Below are 19,588 nucleotides of genomic sequence, written 5' to 3'. Positions count from 1 at the left end.
TCATGGAACATGAGGCAAAAAGGGTTGAGATCTGGTATGAAGAGGAAGAAGAAGAATATTTTGAATACGGTGAAGTTGTAGAAGACGAAGCTCAAGTAGATGACTTTGGAGATGACTACAATGAAGAAGAGCGAGATGTGGACTACATGAAAGACGATAACTCATCAGAAGACGAAGAAGAAGAGTGGTGTGATGAAGAGGAAGACTCTGAAGAGGAAGAAGAAGAGTAAAAATTATTAAATAATTTTATTTTATTCATTTTTATTATCTATTTTAATGCGTTTTTCATCCAAATTTAAATTAATTATGTCTTTTTATTTTTTTTATGATTTTTGATCTATATTCTATAATTTATGATAAAGTATTTATACTATTTAAAAATATAATTAAACTAAATGCTTGTGCAACAAATAAAAGAGGTTTTAGATAGGTTAGAAAAAACATATGGTAATTGTATTACTAATGGTATTGATCTCAGTTCTATTAATACAAGCAAAACAATGTATGATTTTAAAGAAAAAAAGAAACAATATTATTTGGATAAAATTTCTCAAGATTTACAAATGCTTCAAAGTACTGGATTAAAACTTAGTTCTCTTAATCAATTTGAAATAAAAACTGAATTAAAAATTAATCAATTTCTTGGTTTAATTAAGGAATTAGATTTATGTAAAAAAGATTGTGTTGTTGCAATAGAAAAAGTAAGTTCAATAAAAAAATTAGTTTTAGAATTAAATATTTCTGAAAAGCCAAAAGTTTTAGCAACAAAAGATTATCCAATTTATGATCCTAATCTTCCTTTGGATGTATTGCCTGATTTGAACGCAGATATTAATGAAATAAAAAAATGTTTTGGGAGTGAATGTTTTAGAAGTTGTGTAATTCTTTGTGGGAGAGTTTTAGAAATTGGTCTTCACAAAAAATATTATGACGCAACAGGATTTGATATTTTAGAAAAAAATCCCGGAATTGGTCTTGGAAATTTAGTTGCTCGTTTGAGAGAAAAACAAGTAGAACTTGATCCTGGAATAACTCAGCAAATTCATTTAGTTAATCAAGTAAGAATATTTTCTGTACATAAGAAAAAAGAAGTATTTAAGCCGACAAAAGAGCAAACATATGCAATCATCCTTTACACGTTTGAAATTTTAAAAAAATTATTTATTTAACTATCAGTTCAAGTTAATATATTAAGTTAAATTTATATTTGAATGAATATTGTGATTAAATTATTATCTTATTTAGATCTTAAAAAAGAGGTGTTAAATGTTTACTAATGCAGATTTTGACGCAATTGTCGCATCAGGATTACCACAAGTAATTTTACCTATGTTAATTATTTTCACAGTAGTTTACTTAGTTATGTTTAATTCAAAAATTGTGGGTGATCAAAAATCAACTAAAGTTGTTGTTGCATTAGTTATGTCATTAACATTTGGAGTGCCTCATATTTTAGGAGTTTATCCTGCAGACTTCAACCCAGTTCTTATAGTTAATAATATTGTGGGGGGATTTGCATTATTTATATTTGGAATTTTAATTGCAGTTTTGGTTTTATCTTTTGTAGTTAGAGATCCAAAAACATTATTGAAAGGTGCGAATTATATTTTTTTCATACCTATAATACTTTTACTTTGGGTTGGAAACGCATATCCTCAAATTTTTGGATTTGTGTTAACAATAACAATTTTAATTGGTATAATCGCTTTGATGATGGGCCAGACTGATCAAATGGGTATGTGGTTGACTATTGTTATAATCTCTTTAATAATAATTCATTCCGCATTTGGTTGGCCTGCAAAGCTACCTTTCTTTTTGAATTTTTTAGAAGATGATGTTTTTCAAGCAATAACAATTGTGATATTGAGCATTATGTTGATTATGAGTTTCATATTCAAAGAACCTGCCGCACAGACTAATTAACCGATTGTTGAATTAATGGTTGTCAAATTAGATTTTCTAAAATTTATAAAGAACATTTTATATAGTAATAACGCCATAAATACGGATAATACCTTAGTTGGGGGACTAATGGTGAATTTCAAACTCTGTGAGAATTTTTTTTAAACTAAATTCTCAAGGAAGAATTGGAATTAATTTGTAAATAATTCAAAGCCCTCAGTTCAAAAATGGAAGAACTCCTAGAAGAATTGAAACGAGAAGCTGAAGAACTTAGATTACGAATATATCTAGAGAAATACGGTGAAGTATCAAAACTTGAGAAAAACCGAAAACTCATTAATAACAACTGACTACGATGTTCTTAGCACTGATTTTCTAAGTAGCTTAAGCTATAAGATTAGTTTAAGAAAGTTATGAGTTTAGTTACAATCTACAATTATTTTGTTTAATGAATATAATTAGGTGAAGTTAATTGAGCTGCTTTTCGAACATCATTAAACGCTTGTGCTTGAAATACTTGTGCTACGAGATCAACATATTGTCTAACTGCTAATGGTGGGACTATGGTTCTTTCTTGAGCTCTTAACATTGCTAAATTTTGATCTAGAATAACTCTCAAATTAATGTAATCTGTACTGATACATTCAGGGGAAGTGCGGTCCATAAACATATCAACTCTTCCAATGGCAGCTTCTAAACCTGCGGGAGTAGTTACCTTGTCCGCAGAAACAAGATCAAGTCCTGATAGTGCTAATTGTCTTTTATGATCTTTTAAATCTTCAGGCAATAAATAAGGGTATAAATTAATTCTCAACATTTTTTTCCTCCGCAAAATATTATTCTCAACACATTTTAATGTAAAATTTAGAATCAGGGTAACTATTTATTAAGTTTACTATTTGGGAGTATTACTTACTCTGTGAAGCGTTTTCTCATAAATGGGATCCCCCAATAAGCCATGATTGCAATAAAAATTATGATCATCCAAAAGCCCATTGTGGTAATGTTGCCTGTATAAAATAATATGAATGTTATTACTATGATGACGATCAAAATAATTGCTAGAATTTTGATGAGTTGAGATGAATTGAATTTCATTTAGTGTAGTTCCTCTATTGTTCAAAATATTATTAAATTATTATGCCTATTTTATCTTAAGTTATCTTGATATTTCAATTAAATAAATTATTTATATAATTAACCTAAATATTTATTGAAAATTTATATAGTACTGCGTGTTGGTTATTTTAAAATGGAATTTACTCAAACAAAAACAATCAAAGAAGCACAGCAAGTTGTAAAAGACTTCGCTCAAAGAAACGGTTGGAAGGATTCTCCAAACATTGACAAATTCGATCACGTGCATGAAGAATTATTGGAAATGTCCAGATATTTAAGGTACAAAAACGAAGAAGACAGAGTAAAAATTATTCAAGAAAAAAAAGAAATTTTCATTGATGGTATTGGGGATGTATTTTTTGCGATTTGTAGATTGGCAAATCAATTAGATGTTGATATTGAAGATTCATTTAATATGGTTAAAAAAGAAATATTTGAAAAGTATGATCAAAAAGAAGAAACTAAATTGATAAGAGACTAAAAAGTTTGTTTGTGGTTGTGTATAGAGTTAACTGAGACTGTTAAAAATTTGTATTATAATATGTTCAATCCAAAATTTGCAATAATTTCTGCAGTAACTAATGGTACAATTGCAGTTGCAGTAAATTGCGAACATGGAAGTCTTGAAATGCTTGCTGCAGGTGGAACGCAAGCATTGGCAAGTTTTATGTCAACAGGAGTTACTGCGAGGATAGTTCAACATTTTTCTCCAATTAAAAATAAGTTCACATCATATTTTTTTGGAAGTTTGATTCCTGCCTTAGCTACATTTGCGATAAGTTATGGGAGTCACACTCTTAATGGAACTCCTGAATTATTGGAATCATGCATTGCGCCAGTAACAATCAGTTATACGACGAGCTATGTAACCAATTTTATTACTAGGAGAGGTTATTTATTGCCTGGAAATTATCCTTCAAAAGATTAATTTTTTCTCAAATAATCGAACTTACGAGCAGTTAACTTTTATAGATTTTGGCAAAAATTGCTATTGCGAAATTTATTATTGCAGTAAGTAAAAATGCGAGAATTGATTGTATTAAAAAATATTTTTCTGCAAAAACATATGCTCCAAGATTTGCTATTGCAAAAAAAGTCCAAGCAAGTGAGCTTACTCCATCTGCTTTTTTGTATTTAATAATTTTGTATAGTTGTATTCCTGCAGCTACTGGTAATATTATTGCTGGAAGCCAGCCTGCAATTGTTGCAATCATAGTCTTGATTAAAAATTTGGTTGTTTATATTTGTTTTCTATGTTTTTTTTATATTCAACACACTTGCGACTAAATTAGTAATTTCTATAATTTCTATAAATAACTTTAATATTCTAGTGATTATTTACTACTACTAAATGATTATTGGTGGTGATGTGTGTGGTTTATGAAACTAAGTGCGGTGTTGAACCAATAAAAATGATTCTGCAAACTTCAGTTTTTGGTGCGGGGATTAAATATTGTTCATTGATTGTGGGGATTAACGAGGTTGCTTCTGAAACATCTAGCTTGGGTGTTTTGGCATTAACTGGTGCAGGGTATATTTTAGGTGAGGTGGCAACAACACTTTCTCGAAGTATTGGTCGTGAAGCTCAAACAAATATGGTTCTTGAAAAATTAAGTGATTTAGAAAAAAAATTATAATCAAATTAAACAAAGGTGAGATATATGTATAGAGGAAGAAAAATATTAACGGCAATTTTAATTGGAGCTGCAGCTCTAGCGTCAAGTTGTCAAAAAGCGCCTGAAGCTAAACAAACTCCGAAGCCCGAACCTGCTAGGAAACAAACTTGGTCAATTGGGGATTATGTTGGTGAGGCAATAGGTGTGCAAAAACTTCAATTAGATAATTTTGAAGTATCAACAAAAGGTGTGACGTACAAAAAACCCCTTGAAGCATGTGGTGCGCAATTAGCTTTAACATATCATTTTCAAGAAAAGAATATTTCTGGTGAATTAAGAAATAAATCGGAAAGCGAATGTTTGCCAGTATATTTTGAGATGGTAAATGGCGAACTTAAACCTGATTTTAAGAAAACATTAGATGGTGCGATGGATATGCCTTGGGAAAAAGCAGTGGCTTGTTCTGATATTGGTCTTGCAGTATATGACTCTCCTGACGAGTGTTTTGCTCAAGTAGACAAAACATATCAAGAATTAAAACAAGTTGTTCAGAAAGCTCAAGCAATGCAAGAAAGTGGTATTGGTTCAATATTGCTTGGTTTGTGAAATGGTGAATAAAACATGACTAAAGACACAATAGACTTGTTATTGGATGAAGTAAAAACATTTGATCCAACGAAATTTTCCAGTTGTAGGGTTCATTATGATGGCATTGTTGGGAAGGGCAGAGACTGGGAGCATAAATCAGTGGGGAGTTTATTTGAATATGAAATTACTCCTCAGCAAGCAAATTTACTTTCAAAACTTAATGGAGTATATGGTGGGTGGAAATTATCTGTCCAAGAACAATCGGTGCTAGAAGGGATTCCTCAAGAATTAGTTGGGCGATGGAGGGATCAAACGCATGTAACTATGTCTTCTCAATTTGCACTGTATGATTTACTTAATTAACTCTTTTTCGAGCCTTTTTAGGCTTTATTTCTTTTTTTTACTGCACTAATTCGATAAATTTATAAATATCTTATAAATTTTCAGACTCATGGCAAATAAGACAAGAGGAATCAACGCGGCTACAAAGCTAATAAAGCGACGTGATACGCAGAGATGGAAGGATAAATGGTACGTTAGACGCGTTAAACAATTAAAGGCGAAGTCTGATCCATTACAAGGGGCATCCCAAGCTAAAGGGATCGTTTTAGAAAAAGTTCAATTAGAAGCAAAACAACCAAACTCAGCAATGCGTAAGTGTGTTAGAGTCCAGTTAATCAAAAACGCTCGTCAAATCACAGCTTTCTTGCCAGGAGATGGCGCAACCAAACTAGTAGATGAACATGATGAAGTTGTTATCGAATGTATTGGTGGTAACATGGGTCGTTCCAAAGGGGACATTCCTGGAGTTAGATGGAAAGTAGTAAAAGTTAATGATCAAAGTTTAAACGCTTTATTAAAAGGAAAGCTTGAGAAAGCACGTAAATAAAAATGGCAGAAGAAATTTTAGCATTCAATCGTTGGAGTACACAAGGAATTGTTATTGAAGATGAAGGTTTAAAGAGATACCTTTGTATTGAACCAAGAATTGTTCCACGAACTGGGGGCAAAGCTGCTAAGTTTAGATTCCACAAATCAAATGTGTTTATTATTGAAAGATTAATGAATCGATTAATGGTTCCAGGTCACAGAGGTAAAAAACACAGAATTTCTTCATACAAACTAAGTGGAAAAGGCGAGACTGCTTTTAACATAATGGTTAAAACTCTTGAAATTATTGAAGAAAAAACTAAAAAAAATCCTATTGAAGTTGTTGTAAAAGCAATTGAACATGCAGCTCCTCGTGAAGAAATCATAACAATTGAGTATGGTGGAGCTAAATATCCAAAAGCTGTTGAATGTGCACCTCAAAGAAGGATTGATCAAGCTATCAAATTAATGACTCAAGGTGCTTACCAAAAAGCATTCAATACTAAAAGATCTATTGAAAGTACATTATCTCAAGAACTTTTAGATGCATTTGAATTAAAACCTGGAAGTTCAGCAGTTTCTAAAAAGTTAGAATTAGAACGTCAAGCAGACAGTTCAAGATAGATATAATCTTAAAACTTTTTTTTTATTCTAATATTATTTTTCTTAATTTTATATGATTCAATTAACTAAGTTATTTTTACTTTCGAGTAACTAAAAACATATAAATTGTCTGTCTTTTCTTATTCTTATTTATTTTAATGGGTGATTTAATATGGGAAAAATTATGGCTTATTTAGCAAGTTATGTTTCTGCAAGTCTTGGTGCGGGCACTGGTGCTTATGGTTTGGCTTTTATGGTTGATTATGCTGCAACAAAAACTGCTATTTTACAAGAGAAACTATCAAGAGCTCCTGAATTAACTGATTTGGTTATTAGGGAATCAGAAAAATTTGCAGAGGCTGCAAGCAAACTGGACTATCAATATGGTGTGGCTTACTTAGTTATGTCTGGTTTTTTGTTTGCATCTGCTGCAGTAAGTATAAATAGTGCATCTAATCATTCAGAAAAAGTTAAAAAAATTGATAGTTTACCGCATTCTTAAATAAACTTTTTTTTCTTAATTTAATATTTTTTTTCTTATTTTTCTGCGATTTTCCAAAGTGTATCGAAGTATTGTTTAAAACTAGTTTTAACTTCTTTACTTGTAATTCTTATTGCGAGTGGTTCTTTTGTAAGTATTATTATGCATGCAGTATTTTTGTAAAGCATAATTTCTGCAGGTGTTGATTGTTGTAAGAATTTTATTTTGTAGTTTTTTGATTTCAGAAAATAATTAATTCGGTCTGTTCTTTGTTTTATTTTTGCATTAAATATTATTTTAGTTTGTATTCCTTTTTGTTCTCGGAGTCTGGAATATTTAGTAAAAAATATATCTGCTTGTTGTTCATTCTCTCCGATACTTGCGCCAAAAACAAAGCATTCATCTTTATTATTGCATTCATCAAGTAGGTTTTGAAATATTGTTTTTAATCCATTCCATCCTTGAAAAACTTCGACATTGGTATTTTCAGTTTTCTCATTAAATTTTAATAGGAGTGAGGGTAAAAGTGAATTGACTAATTCTTTTTCTTTTTCTATTTCAGTTTGTTTATCTTGTAAAAAATTAAGAATGTGATTTGGGTTTGCAGGACTAAAGTGTGCAACTCCGTTTTTTTCTACTTTTGATATTATTCCTTTTTCTAATAGTCTGTTAGTTACATCATATATATTTGAAGGAGATATGCCTGATTTTTGTGCAAGTTTAGTTTTAGTGCATTCTCCTAATTCTATCAAAGCTTCGTAAACTTGTATTTCTCCTTTTGTAAGTCCTATTTTTTTGAGTTCTTGCAAGTCCATGATATTATTGTTGATCATTTTACTATTTAAATCTTTCTAAAGTCGTCTTGTAGGGGGACACTCTTTAATAAATAGTTAGTGAATACTACTTCATAATAACGAAAGCCAAACCTCTTGGCTTAAATTGAGGTGGAGAAAAAAATGAGTTTAGAAGAATTAACAAAAAACTTTTCTAAAACAAACAAAGAAATTATTGAGAACCGAGAAAACCCTTACATAAGGGCTAGGTTAAGAGATGTAAAAATTGAAAACTTAGTTTTAATTAGGGGAGCAATGAAAAAAAATCCTGAGAGCTTGTTAGAAAAAGCAAGAACTCAATATATTGTTGAATATCAAAGAACTATGGATAAAATAATTGCTGCAGAGCACGCAGGTCATTCAAGTGGATGGGATTATGGAAGTCTTATAAACTGTTTTGGTGCAGTTTTCTTAGCTCACGAAATAACAGGAGAGTTAGAATACGAAATTGAAACATTAAGGCCGATTGTCGAGCATGTTGAAAAAGAATATGGTAAGTATAATTGTAACAACGCAGAAAAAAAATATATTCATGAACTTTTTGGATTATAAATTATTTTTTTTAACTTTTTTATGTGACTAGACTATTGCAATCAACGACTTAATCTGTCCGCAATATTGCATACATCGTATTGAGTTGCTAATTGATATCCTGCATTTTTTACTTCTTCTTGAATTGCTGGATTACTCGAAACAAGAAATGATCTATCGTGTGGCAATCTGGGAAATATTTCTAAACACTTACCTGCTAATCCATCTAAAAAATAAACATCTGCAGGCATTATTTCATCAGGAATTTTTGGATAAATCTGTTCAGGATCAAATCCTCCTTTTTCCACCATTCCAAATTTTGCTCCTTCAAAAAATGATGCCAACATATAAATGTGAACTTCATGTTTTGGAACTAATTGGGAATACCTGTCGCATACATCCAAACTTCCATCTTCAAAAACAACAACTTTTGCCATAATCTTGGTTTGCCAGTATAATTTAAAAATGTTGTGTCTTATTAATTTGAGTTAAACATCTTCAAATCCTTTTAAACCCATCCTAAACCTTTAAATATCAGTATTTTTTTCAGTATGCTAATAATCAAAATTATATATTTGAGGTGTTATTTAAATGGCAAAAGGAATTAAGAATTATCTCAAAATCGAACTTGTATTGCTAGTTCTGATTGGTATCGTTGTTATTGTTAATCATTTTTATTTAGGGAATGTATCTGCAAAGTTAGATAATGCTCTAACTCCACTTAGTAGTTCAAGTGTGGCTGCTGCTGAAACATTAGAACTTGCACCTGGTGCAATTGAAGTTCAGTTCTATGTTATGAGTCAATGCCCATATGGAGTTCAAGTTGAAGATGCAATAAAACCTGTTCTTGATACATTAGGAAATAATGTTGATTTTAAATTAGATTTTATTGGTAATGGTGTTCCAGGAGCATTCCAATCTTTGCACGGTCAACCTGAAGTTGATGGTAATAAAGTTCAAATTTGTGCTGCAAAATATTTCCCTGGAAGTTACATGGAAATGGTTGCGTGTATGAATAAAAATATGAAAGCAATTCCTGGTAATTGGGAAGAATGTGCTGCTAGCGCAGGTTTAGATCTTAACACTGTTCGTACTTGTTATGAAGGTGGAGAAGGAGATGAACTTTTAGCAGAATCTTTTCAAAAAGCAAGTGCAGCTGGCGCTCGTGGAAGTCCAACAATTTTTGTTAATGGAGAACCATATAAAGGCGGTAGAACTGCTGAAGCATTCCAACAAGCAATTTGTGCAGAATTTAGTGATGCGCCTGAAGCTTGTGGTGAAGTAGTTGCTGCTGCAGCACCTGAACTTAAAGGTAGTTGTTAAGAATTTTTTATTACTTTTTTTCTTATTTTTTTTGTTAATTCTTTTTTTATTGAATTATACTCTTAGTAAGTTTAAACTCATTAAATTTTAAAAAAATTTGTGTATTCTAAGATAAATTTAAAAATAATAAAAATTTAGTGTTTTGTATGGTTATTGTAATAAGGAATGCTATCAAAACTGATTTGGATAAAGTTGGTGATTTTTGTGTTGGTATGTTGTTATATCATGAAAAATTTGATTCTGAATATAAGCCAAGCAAAACTGCAAAAGAAAAATACATTTCACATTTATCTGAGTCTTTAAGTGATAAAAAGAAAATTTTGCTTGTTGCAGAACTGGATAATAATCTTATTGGATTCGCATTTGCAAAAATTGATAAAAAACCTCCTGTATTGGATGTAGTAAATTATGGTGTAATATCTGATGTTTATGTTGATGAAAAATGTAGGGGTAAAGGTGTATCTCAACTATTAGTAAGTAAACTTTTTGATTGGTTTAAAACTAATGGGATCTCAGATATTGAAATAAGTGTGCATACGCAAAATTCTTTAGCAAATATTGTTTGGGAAAAATATGGTTTCAAACCTTACATGACTAAATTTAGATTAAAACTTTAATTATGTTCAATTGAATTCAGTTTTAGAAAATATTAAATTGTAATTCAGAGATATTATGGTAAAAAAATTAAGTATGTCAAAAAAAGATTCGTATGGTGTTTTAATTCCTGGTGGTTTATTGATTGGAATTGGCGTGGGATTATTAGTACATCAAGTTGCTGCAGGAACACTTATTGGACTGGGCGTTGGTTTTGTCGCATCTTATTTTGCAGCACAAAAGAAGTAAATAATTTAAAATTTACAGTTCTTTCTTAGTATGGTTAGTTTACTGTTGAGAAAATGTTTGATAAACTTTTTAATTTATCATTTTATGCATGTTAATTAATATTTAAAAGAAAAAATAAATAATTTTATGTCTAATTTCAATATCTATAATGATCAGATTTGAATGGACCATTAACGTTGATTCCCATATACGTTGCTTGTTCTTGACTCATTTTTGTTAGGGTAACACCTAATTTTTTTAGGTGTAATCTTGCAACTTCTTCATCAAGTTTTTTAGGAAGCATAAACACGCCTAATTCATATTTATTTTTCCAAAGTTCAATTTGCGCAAGTACTTGATTCGTAAATGAAGTACTCATAATAAAACTTGGATGGCCTGTAGCATTACCTAAATTAACAAGTCTACCTCTGGATAACACAATTATTGAATGTCCATCGGGGAATACGAATTTATCAACTTGAGGTTTAATATTTATTTCTTTTATTCCAGGATATGTCTCCAGTGCATCCATTTGAATTTCATTATCGAAATGTCCGATATTACAAACAATTGCTTGATCTTTCATTTTAGACATGTGATCTATATTTATGACCCATTTATTTCCTGTTGCAGTAACAAATATGTCTCCTCGTGAAACAACATCTTCTGCAAGTCTAACTTCAAATCCTTCCATTGCTGCTTGAAGAGCACATATAGGATCGATTTCAGTAATTATTACTTTAGCCCCAAATCCTTTCATACTTTGTGCACACCCTTTTCCAACATCACCATATCCAAAAATAACAACTGTTTTTCCAGCAACCATGACGTCAGTTCCTCTTTTTATTCCGTCAGCAAGACTTTCACGACAACCATATAAATTATCAAACTTACTTTTAGTTACTGAGTCATTAACATTTATTGCGGGAAATAGTAATTTGTTTTCTTCGAATAATTGATATAATCTATGAACTCCAGTAGTTGTTTCTTCAGATACTCCTTTAATTTCTTTTGATATAGGAGTCCAATATTCTTTATTTTCTTCATATTTTTCTTTTAATAATAATATTAATTCTGCATAATCTTCTCCTTGATCCGAATAATCTTTTTGAAGAATTGTAGAATCCGCTTCGACTTCAACACCTTTGTGAATTAACATTGTTGCATCACCACCATCATCCACAATTATTGTTGGGCCTTTCCCATCACCAAAATCTAATGCTTTTTTTGTGCACCACCAATATTCTTTTAGTGTTTCTCCTTTCCAGGCAAATACGGGAACTCCAGTGGTTGCAATAGCTGCTGCTGCATGATCTTGTGTAGAATAAATATTGCATGATGCCCATCTTACGTCTGCACCTAATACGACAAGTGTTTCAATAAGTACTGCAGTTTGAATGGTCATGTGTAAGCTACCCATTATTCGAGCACCTTTCAAGGGTTTTTCTTCGCCATATTTTTCTCTAAGTGCGATGAGTCCAGGCATTTCTACTTCTGCAATTTCTATTTCTTTTCTACCATAATCAGAAAGACTTAAATCTGCTACTTTGTAATTTTCAGTTTCATCCATTAATATCACCTTTTTTATTAGATATAATTATTTTAAAAAATTAAATTAATTTTTATAAAAAAGCAAAGTCTTTAAAGAAAAAGTGGGATTTTAAAAATGTTTCTTTATGAATGTAGAAATTGTCCTGTTTTAGTTATTTGAATACATTACGTATTTGAGTAATTTTGTTGGAGTCACATTAAATCAGGCATTGTAATTACTCTAGTCATTCTATATCTTCGCGTTGGAGGTGGAATATTTTCGGGTTTTATTAAATATCCATTACTATGACTGCGCCCTTCTTGTTTTAAATAATCTACAACTATGTCTCTTGCTAAAATTAGTCCTGCAAAAACTTCTTCAGGCAGTCCTTGTGGAATAAGTCCTGTTTCGGAGGGAGTCCAGCCAGTTGATCCATTTGCGACATAAATACATTCTTTGTCTTCTTTTTGATAAGTTCCAACAATAAATGGAATTCCTTTAATCGTTCTCCACTGAAGTTCTAATTTAACTTCAAAACCAACTAAATTTTCTAATTTTTTATCTTCTGCAATTTGGCCAATCAAGTATTTTGCATGTTGGCCATTATTTAATATAAATTGAATTGATCTTATTGGATTATCACCATATTGTGGAATTACTACTGGATCACTTACTTGTTCACCAACTCTTATTCTCATTTGTTTTTTTATTTCTGTTGCTTTCAAAGGATCTAAAGCTGAAGTGTATGTGTTGCAAAGATGATCTAAAATGTCTTGTTTGGGAATTGCCATATTTTGAATAGAGTTGAAGTAATTTTTAACGTTTAGTGTAAACATAGTTGTAAAAGAGCAAATACCTTTTTAAACATTAAATAATAACTAATTTGTATGTCATCAAAGAAATCAAAAATTGAACTTCTTTTACCTGCAGGTAATTGGGATACTTTGAAAGCTGCGGTTGTTAATGGTGCGGATGCAGTTTATTTGGGAGTTAAAGAATTTAATGCCAGAAGAAGAGCAAATAATTTTCCTATAGATGAATTAAACGAAGTAATAACTTATGCTCACGAAAAAGGAGTTAGAATTTTTTGTACATTAAATACACTTGTAAAAAATAGTGAACTAGATCAATTTTTCAAAACTCTGAATCAAATTTATATTGCAGGGGCAGATGCAGTTATTATTCAACATATTTCTTTTCTTAAAATCATTAAAGATAATTTTCCTGATCTTGAAGTTCATCTTTCTACTCAATCTGCAATCACAAATTCATACGCAGCAAAATTAGTGGGGTGTGCAGATAGAATTATTCTTCCAAGAGAATTTTCAGAACATCAAATAAAAGAATTCACAAAAATTCCAAAAATTCCAACTGAAGTTTTTATTCAAGGCGCAATGTGTTTTTGTTATAGTGGAAAATGTTTGTTTTCAAGTTTTCTTGGGGGACGAAGTGGTAATCGTGGTTTGTGTGCACAACCTTGTAGAAAAAAGTATAATGATTCTTATTTGATGAGTATGAAAGACTTGTGTCTTGTAAATCAAATTCCAAATTTAATTAATTCAGGAGTTATGTCATTGAAAGTTGAAGGTAGATTAAGGAGTCCTGAGTATGTTTCTGCTGCTACAAAACTTTATCGTACTGCAATTGATTCATATTATGGTAAAAATTTCAAAGTTGACAAAGAACTGTTTGAAGAAATGGAACTAGCATTCAATCGAGAATTTACTCAAGGTTATTTTTCAAATAAGTCCGATCTTATATCTCCTGAGACTCCGAAAGGAAGGGGTGTTTTTCTTGGAGTGATTGATTCAGAAGATAAGATCGCGTTGGAATCCGATGTCTGCGTAGGTGATGGAGTAGGTATTTGGCTTAAAAATAAAATTGATGGTGCAGTTATTAAAAAGATTGAAAAAAATAATGAACAAGTTTCTAAATCAAAAAAAGGGGATAAAGTAAAAATTTTTATTCATGCTCCAATTGGAACTAAGATTTATAAGACTTCTTCAATAAAACCTACAAAAAATATAACGTTCAAATCAAATTCTAAAATAAAAACAAAAAAAAGAAAGTTAGTTAATTTTAACCTTCCTAAAATTAAAAATAAACAAACTCTTCAAAATAATTTATTTTTAGTGAGATTTAATAATTTTAAAGAAGCAAAATCAGTTGCTACGTTGCCTGAATGTATTGTGTTTTACGATATTTTTGCAAAAGATTTCTCATCTGAATTTGGTGCGTATGTTCCAGGACTTTTAACTGATAAAGATGCAAAGAAAGCAGTAACAATTATTAAAAAACAAAATATCCAAAATGTTTTAACTGCAGACTTAGGAATATATTCTGAATTAAAGGACTACAAAAATTTAAACATTTACTTAGATTATTCATTAAACATTTTTAATGATCTAGATGTATTATTTTTTAGCTCTGCAATTCCTATTATTTCATCAGAACTTAATTTACAAGAATTAAAAAGTTTCAAAAATAAATCTTTTGCAGTTTTTGTACATGGAAATATTGTTTTGATGAACACAAAATATTCTCAGCTTTCAAATAAACTTAAAGATGAAAAAAATTACACGTTTCAAGTAAGAAAAAATCATAATTATTTTGAGGTTCTTAACAGTAGAGATTTGGGTTTGTTTGAAGAAATTACAGAACTCAAACAATTAAATATTAATCAGTTCTTTTTTGACTTATCTAATAATTCAGTTCAAACAATTAATTTATATAAACAGATTTTAGAAAACAAAAATCCCCTAACTAATAAAAAAAACTTTACTAAGGGACATTTTGAAAGGGGAGTTATTTAATTTTGATTTGCCAAGAGCTTGACAGTAACGAATAAAATAACTTATCTATTAATTACTTGTTTAACATGTTCTTTTTGATCATCAAATATGTGTGCTGATGTTGAGAATGTTGTTAGTGTTCCAAGTTCACATCCTAGTTTTAATTTTACGTATTCTTGTAATAAAAATATTTGATATACATTTGCAGGCCATCCAAAAAACATATCATTACTTCTTACAATTGATGTTATATTTAATTTGCCATTTCTTAGTTTGAAATCAATTTGAGTAAGTCCAGGTACTTGTTGTTTGAATTTATTTGAATGTTGTATTGGGTCCCAAGTAAAAACTACTCCTCGTCTTGAGTTTGGATTTTGTTTTAGCAAAGGAATAATATAATCATCAATTTGATTTAATACTCCTTGGTATTTGAATAATACGCTCCCATAGCTGTATTCATAAATTGGATTTTGGTGTTTGGAAAAAATTACATTTGAAATTTCTGATAGTGGAGGATAGACCCATTTTTGAAATGAATTTAATATTTCAATTGGAGTTGTTACATCAAAACTTGGATTTTCAACAGTTACTCTAAGATTTAATACTTCAGAACATGTTCTTTGTCTTTTTTCTCTATATTCTTCTCGACTATCATCTATTATATATCTCAATGCGGCCTTCCAGGCGTTAGTAGTTGTTGATTCTTTTATTTCCATTTTTGTTTGTTGCGTACGATTGAGTTTGTGAAATCATACTGGGTGTTGCGTGTCAATTTGAGCGTAACCAGTTGGTGGTGGTTGATTATTTTATTTCCATTTTTAATCTATTCAAAAAATGATGATAATTTTAAGTCTCCTTTATGGGATTCTCCAAAATCATATGCGAAAAACGGTATTTCATAAGTGCTTAAAATAACATTTAATTCTCGAAGTACACTTTCCGGTTTGATTACTCCAATTCTATGAATAATCATTACATCTCCGCCGTCAAATGTTTTGAAAAGTTTTTCTTTTGGTTTCATACTATTTAGTGTTTCTTCAGTATATAATTCATCAATTTTTCTTAAGTAAGTTCTACGATATTTTGTTTTACTTAAAGCAGAAGCTTCAGTAAATTCGCTAAACGCAGATGCAAAACATACTTTAAATCGAGTGGGCATTCCACATGCTAAGTATATAATGTCTTCCGCATTGGTAAATTTATCTAATTCTTGTCTCGCACTTTCAAATAAATCAACAATTAAGTCTTGATCTTTTCCTTCTTGTTTCCAGCCATAGTTCCAAAACCTAATAAAATTTCTGCTCATTGAGAATAATTCTTGTTGTTGATCCTCATTTTCTGCAAGTAATTCTTTAAAATAATCTGATGATCCTTTTCTTTGTAGTGAATTTGCTGAAAGAAATGATTTGGTAATATTCATGATGAATGCTCTGAATTGTTTTGATGAATTATATGTTTCAAAAAACTTATCAACATCTACAACTACTGTTGATTGTGAACAAATTATGTATTTAATCTCTTTTTTTGAGTTTTTTCTATATTGTTGCCATTCGCGCTCATTAAATGTGTATGGTCCTGCTTTGCCTATAAAGTATGGTGCTTTGTGTAAATCTTTATTTTTAAAATATGTTTTGAGTCTTGCATTAGTAAATAATTCAATTATTTTTTTGAAAAATGCTTTTTTAGTTTGTAAATCTTTAACACTAATTTCTAAAACTATTACTATTTCTTCGCTTTCGTTTGCGAGTAAGTTATGTAATAATCTTAATACGTGTGCTTGTTTTTCTGGGTTTATTGTGGTTGAATCAATAATTAAACTAATTTTTTTCCCATAGTTTTCACATTCGTTGATTAGATGTGAATAGAATTTTTGAAATGTTTCTTGATTTGCATTTGCGAGTAATGATTCAAAGTGATTTAATGCAATTCCATCATTTATGTTTGAAAAGAATTTGCTTATGCTGGTATATAGTTCTTTTAGATCTTTAAATTTTGGACATTCAACAATTACGCTATTAACTCTATCAATCCAGGTGGGTGCTGAATATTTTATTACCATTCCTTTTTGTTCATATCCTTCAATTGGCATTGATGGCATTTTTGGTTTAGAAATAATTATTTTTCGTTTGTATTTTTCTATTATGAATTCTTCTCCCTCTCCAAGGGTCAGAGCATAATGTTTTTGTCCTTTTGCACTCTCTTTTGTTACTTGTAGTATTTCTTCTTTTACTAGTTTAGATAAATAATATAGTATGCGTCTGTGAAGTTGTGCTTTTTCTCGTTTTGCATCAAATATTTTTTCTTTGTTATTTTGGGGGTGATTAAGATCTGAATCGATTCGTTTCCACTCTTGCGGATAAATTAATTTAACAATATGTGATGTAGAAAGTGATTTATTGGAGTTTTCTTTAAATGCTGTTAAGAGTTTATATTCTGTTTCATGCATTTTAGTTAAGCATAGACTTCAAGCTATTTAAACATTTCTGTTTCAGGAAACATTCGTCTAAACATGTAATTAGTATTTCTTTTATAAATGGTTCAGGTTATTACTGAAACAGTCAGGTTTTTGGGGGAAATAAGGTTTATATTTCAGGAAAACACTGAACTAGTAAAGTGGTGTCTGAAATATTTTAATGAATTGCGGGTTGCTTAGTTCTTTGAAAGGATAAAGCGGTGCAGTACCCATATAAATAAAAAAAAAGAGGGGGGAATTGCGCGATGGATCAAAAAGGAGCACAAATATTATCGCATTTGCGAAACGATGCTAGAAAAAACCTTAGTACTATTGGACGTGAATTAAATATTCCTGTATCAACTATTCACGACAAAGTAAGAAGATTTGAGTCAGGAGTTGTAAAAAGATTTACTGCAATACTTGATTTAGATAAACTTGGATTAAATAATGTGTATTTGGCTATGAGTTGTAGTTCACATCATAAAGAAAACTTAAGAAATTTCTTGAACAATCATCCTCAGGTAAATACATTGCATTCTCTAACTAGAGGTTATGATTTTTTGGCAGAATTTGTTTTTGGGCATGTGCGAGAATTAGATAATTTTGTTGTAAGTTTAAAACAATTTAATTTGGGAAATATTGAAGAATTTATGACACAAGAAGAAATCAAAAAAGAGTCATATGTTCCAAAGTCCAAAATTGTTTCGTCAAGTTCAACAGAAATTGTTAGAAGTTTTGAATAAAAAATTAATAAATCATTTACGATCACTTAAACCTAAAGTGATTTTTTTTCTTATTTTTTGTAACAAGGTTTAAATAGTATGATTTGATTTATGTTAAAAATAATTATGTAATTATATTGTTAAATTACTTATTATTATTATTATTATTATTATTATTATTATTATTATTATTATTATTATTATTATTATTATTATTATTAAATCAAATAAAAAAGGTGAATATTTTGAAAAAAGGGCTGATTATACTTACATCATTATTATTTATTCTATTTTCTTCATTGGTTTTGGCAGTTGAAATTGATTCCTGTCAAGAATTAAATTCTGCAGGAACAACTTATTACTTGAATCAAAGTGTTAATGATACTTCAACTTGTTTTACTATTGCTGCATCAAACATTATTTTAGATTGTCAAGGATATGGTGTAAATATCTCGGGAGAAAGCTCTAGGGGAGTTTATTCAATCGGTAGAAATAATTTAACTATTCAAAATTGTAATTTTTATAATGGCAGTTCAGATATGGGATCATTAATAAAATTTAATCAAGTTGATAATTCGTTTATCATCAATAATACTTTTTCAACTGCTTCATATGGGAGTTACTTAGATTTATGCGATGGAATTACTGTGTCAGGTAATGTTATAGTTACATATGGGCAGCCAAGCGCAGCAGGGATTTTTATGTATGGAGGGGCTAATCATAATATATAGGGGAATAATATAACTACTTCGGATTCAACTGGAAGGGGAATTATGTCAATCACTGGCACTATTAATTCTAATGTGACATATAATAATATTAACACTTCCGGCAGTTCTAGTGAAGGTATTTTAGTTAGTTCATCAGCTGGTTTTTATGTGGCGCATAATACACTCATAACTTCCGGTTCGAATTCAGATGGGGTTTCAATAGCGCAGTCTAATGATTCTACAATAGAAAATAATACAATTAATGTTTCACATAATTGGGGTGCTGCAGGAATTAGTATGAGTCTTATTTCAAATAATAATCTTTTATTAAATAACTTTGTTACTGCTGAAAATTATTCAACAGAGACTTTTGTGGATGCAGGATATAATAACACTATAATCTATAATAATTCATATGGTCAAATTAATTGGACGGGCAATAATTTAACTTCTGCAATGGCATTAGAAATTAATGAAACTGTTTTTCTTCAACCAAATTTATTGGGGTTACTTGATGATTCGGGTGCTTTGAAATTAAATAATTCTGCAAGAATTACTTTTTGGGGTTTGGATTTATCTATTGAGCCTGATTTGTTAAAAAATGGATTAGAATATTGTTTTTCTCCTGATTGTGAAATTATTGATTGGGGTAGTGATTATGCTGTTTTTGATGTTAATAGTTTTTCTAAT

General features: G+C 30.1%; 27 protein-coding genes. 19 read left to right on the top strand and 8 right to left on the bottom strand.

The window, feature by feature from the left end:
* Positions 1 to 2: 2 nt before the first annotated feature.
* The 3 genes from HN587_02515 (at position 3) to HN587_02505 (ending at position 1,923) form a co-directional block, all read left to right on the top strand.
* A complete protein-coding gene (locus tag HN587_02515; GenBank protein MBT7902707.1) occupies positions 3 to 230 on the top strand; it encodes a hypothetical protein in 228 nt (75 codons plus the stop codon).
* Between the two features lie 165 nt (positions 231 to 395).
* Positions 396 to 1,169, top strand: coding sequence for a hypothetical protein (locus HN587_02510; protein ID MBT7902706.1), 774 nt, complete (start codon positions 396 to 398; stop codon positions 1,167 to 1,169).
* Positions 1,170 to 1,266: 97 nt separating this feature from the next.
* A complete protein-coding gene (locus tag HN587_02505; GenBank protein MBT7902705.1) occupies positions 1,267 to 1,923 on the top strand; it encodes a hypothetical protein in 657 nt (218 codons plus the stop codon).
* 424 nt (positions 1,924 to 2,347) lie between these two features.
* On the opposite strand, the gene HN587_02500 is transcribed toward HN587_02505, so the two are convergent.
* Complete coding sequence (locus HN587_02500; GenBank protein ID MBT7902704.1) at positions 2,348 to 2,719, bottom strand: hypothetical protein; 372 nt, start codon at positions 2,717 to 2,719, stop codon at positions 2,348 to 2,350.
* A gap of 435 nt (positions 2,720 to 3,154) precedes the next feature.
* On the opposite strand from HN587_02500, the gene HN587_02495 reads away from it, so the two are divergent.
* Positions 3,155 to 3,502: a hypothetical protein gene (locus HN587_02495; protein ID MBT7902703.1), complete on the top strand. Its 348-nt coding sequence runs from the start codon at positions 3,155 to 3,157 to the stop codon at positions 3,500 to 3,502.
* Positions 3,503 to 3,562: 60 nt separating this feature from the next.
* Complete coding sequence (locus HN587_02490) at positions 3,563 to 3,949, top strand: hypothetical protein (protein ID MBT7902702.1); 387 nt, start codon at positions 3,563 to 3,565, stop codon at positions 3,947 to 3,949.
* A 31-nt stretch (positions 3,950 to 3,980) separates the two neighbouring features.
* Here the strand turns inward: HN587_02490 and HN587_02485 are convergent, their stop codons facing one another.
* Positions 3,981 to 4,235, bottom strand: a complete 255-nt coding sequence (locus tag HN587_02485; protein ID MBT7902701.1) for a hypothetical protein — start codon at positions 4,233 to 4,235, stop codon at positions 3,981 to 3,983.
* Positions 4,236 to 4,394: 159 nt separating this feature from the next.
* Here HN587_02485 and HN587_02480 point away from each other — a divergent pair, with 159 nt between their 5' ends.
* The 6 genes from HN587_02480 (at position 4,395) to HN587_02455 (ending at position 7,200) form a co-directional block, all read left to right on the top strand.
* Positions 4,395 to 4,658 carry a hypothetical protein gene (locus HN587_02480; protein ID MBT7902700.1) on the top strand — a complete coding sequence of 88 codons (264 nt, stop codon included), beginning with the start codon at positions 4,395 to 4,397 and terminating at the stop codon, positions 4,656 to 4,658.
* A 24-nt stretch (positions 4,659 to 4,682) separates the two neighbouring features.
* Positions 4,683 to 5,243, top strand: a complete 561-nt coding sequence (locus tag HN587_02475; protein MBT7902699.1) for a hypothetical protein — start codon at positions 4,683 to 4,685, stop codon at positions 5,241 to 5,243.
* Positions 5,244 to 5,258: 15 nt separating this feature from the next.
* A complete protein-coding gene (locus tag HN587_02470; protein ID MBT7902698.1) occupies positions 5,259 to 5,588 on the top strand; it encodes a hypothetical protein in 330 nt (109 codons plus the stop codon).
* Positions 5,589 to 5,676: 88 nt separating this feature from the next.
* Entirely contained in the window at positions 5,677 to 6,114 is a 438-nt protein-coding gene (locus HN587_02465) for a 30S ribosomal protein S12 (protein MBT7902697.1), read from the top strand.
* 14 nt (positions 6,115 to 6,128) lie between these two features.
* Entirely contained in the window at positions 6,129 to 6,719 is a 591-nt protein-coding gene (rpsG, locus tag HN587_02460) for a 30S ribosomal protein S7 (protein MBT7902696.1), read from the top strand.
* 151 nt (positions 6,720 to 6,870) lie between these two features.
* Positions 6,871 to 7,200: a hypothetical protein gene (locus HN587_02455; GenBank protein MBT7902695.1), complete on the top strand. Its 330-nt coding sequence runs from the start codon at positions 6,871 to 6,873 to the stop codon at positions 7,198 to 7,200.
* Positions 7,201 to 7,235: 35 nt separating this feature from the next.
* Here the strand turns inward: HN587_02455 and HN587_02450 are convergent, their stop codons facing one another.
* Complete coding sequence (locus HN587_02450; GenBank protein MBT7902694.1) at positions 7,236 to 7,994, bottom strand: TrmB family transcriptional regulator; 759 nt, start codon at positions 7,992 to 7,994, stop codon at positions 7,236 to 7,238.
* A gap of 141 nt (positions 7,995 to 8,135) precedes the next feature.
* Between HN587_02450 and HN587_02445 the strand changes: the two genes are divergently transcribed.
* The gene (locus tag HN587_02445; protein ID MBT7902693.1) at positions 8,136 to 8,564 is read left to right on the top strand and encodes a hypothetical protein; all 429 of its coding nucleotides are present in this window, start codon (positions 8,136 to 8,138) and stop codon (positions 8,562 to 8,564) included.
* A gap of 41 nt (positions 8,565 to 8,605) precedes the next feature.
* On the opposite strand, the gene HN587_02440 is transcribed toward HN587_02445, so the two are convergent.
* The gene (locus HN587_02440) at positions 8,606 to 8,980 is read right to left on the bottom strand and encodes a hypothetical protein (protein MBT7902692.1); all 375 of its coding nucleotides are present in this window, start codon (positions 8,978 to 8,980) and stop codon (positions 8,606 to 8,608) included.
* Positions 8,981 to 9,134: 154 nt separating this feature from the next.
* Between HN587_02440 and HN587_02435 the strand changes: the two genes are divergently transcribed.
* From HN587_02435 to HN587_02425, 3 genes are all read left to right on the top strand, one after another.
* Complete coding sequence (locus HN587_02435; protein ID MBT7902691.1) at positions 9,135 to 9,866, top strand: thioredoxin domain-containing protein; 732 nt, start codon at positions 9,135 to 9,137, stop codon at positions 9,864 to 9,866.
* A 146-nt stretch (positions 9,867 to 10,012) separates the two neighbouring features.
* Positions 10,013 to 10,483, top strand: a complete 471-nt coding sequence (locus HN587_02430; protein ID MBT7902690.1) for a GNAT family N-acetyltransferase — start codon at positions 10,013 to 10,015, stop codon at positions 10,481 to 10,483.
* A 55-nt stretch (positions 10,484 to 10,538) separates the two neighbouring features.
* On the top strand, positions 10,539 to 10,709 hold the full coding sequence (locus HN587_02425; GenBank protein MBT7902689.1) for a hypothetical protein: 171 nt from the start codon (positions 10,539 to 10,541) through the stop codon (positions 10,707 to 10,709).
* 136 nt (positions 10,710 to 10,845) lie between these two features.
* Here HN587_02425 and HN587_02420 read toward each other — a convergent pair whose 3' ends face one another.
* Entirely contained in the window at positions 10,846 to 12,258 is a 1,413-nt protein-coding gene (locus tag HN587_02420) for an adenosylhomocysteinase (GenBank protein MBT7902688.1), read from the bottom strand.
* Between the two features lie 173 nt (positions 12,259 to 12,431).
* On the bottom strand, positions 12,432 to 13,010 hold the full coding sequence (locus HN587_02415) for a hypothetical protein (GenBank protein ID MBT7902687.1): 579 nt from the start codon (positions 13,008 to 13,010) through the stop codon (positions 12,432 to 12,434).
* A gap of 96 nt (positions 13,011 to 13,106) precedes the next feature.
* On the opposite strand from HN587_02415, the gene HN587_02410 reads away from it, so the two are divergent.
* Entirely contained in the window at positions 13,107 to 15,032 is a 1,926-nt protein-coding gene (locus HN587_02410; protein MBT7902686.1) for a hypothetical protein, read from the top strand.
* Between the two features lie 41 nt (positions 15,033 to 15,073).
* Here the strand turns inward: HN587_02410 and HN587_02405 are convergent, their stop codons facing one another.
* Positions 15,074 to 15,727: a hypothetical protein gene (locus HN587_02405; GenBank protein ID MBT7902685.1), complete on the bottom strand. Its 654-nt coding sequence runs from the start codon at positions 15,725 to 15,727 to the stop codon at positions 15,074 to 15,076.
* Positions 15,728 to 15,834: 107 nt separating this feature from the next.
* Positions 15,835 to 17,457, bottom strand: a complete 1,623-nt coding sequence (locus tag HN587_02400) for a hypothetical protein (GenBank protein ID MBT7902684.1) — start codon at positions 17,455 to 17,457, stop codon at positions 15,835 to 15,837.
* 272 nt (positions 17,458 to 17,729) lie between these two features.
* Here HN587_02400 and HN587_02395 point away from each other — a divergent pair, with 272 nt between their 5' ends.
* The 3 genes from HN587_02395 to HN587_02385 form a co-directional block, all read left to right on the top strand.
* A complete protein-coding gene (locus HN587_02395) occupies positions 17,730 to 18,209 on the top strand; it encodes an Lrp/AsnC family transcriptional regulator (protein MBT7902683.1) in 480 nt (159 codons plus the stop codon).
* Positions 18,210 to 18,433: 224 nt separating this feature from the next.
* Positions 18,434 to 18,919, top strand: coding sequence for a hypothetical protein (locus HN587_02390; GenBank protein MBT7902682.1), 486 nt, complete (start codon positions 18,434 to 18,436; stop codon positions 18,917 to 18,919).
* A 42-nt stretch (positions 18,920 to 18,961) separates the two neighbouring features.
* Positions 18,962 to 19,588, top strand: a 627-nt coding sequence (locus tag HN587_02385; protein ID MBT7902681.1) for a hypothetical protein, incomplete at its 3' end; no start/stop codon positions are given.

The organism is Candidatus Woesearchaeota archaeon, from assembly GCA_018675335.1.
Classification (GTDB): Archaea; Nanobdellota; Nanobdellia; order Woesearchaeales; family UBA11576; genus JABJCP01.
This window is presented reverse-complemented; position numbering and strand designations above follow the sequence as displayed.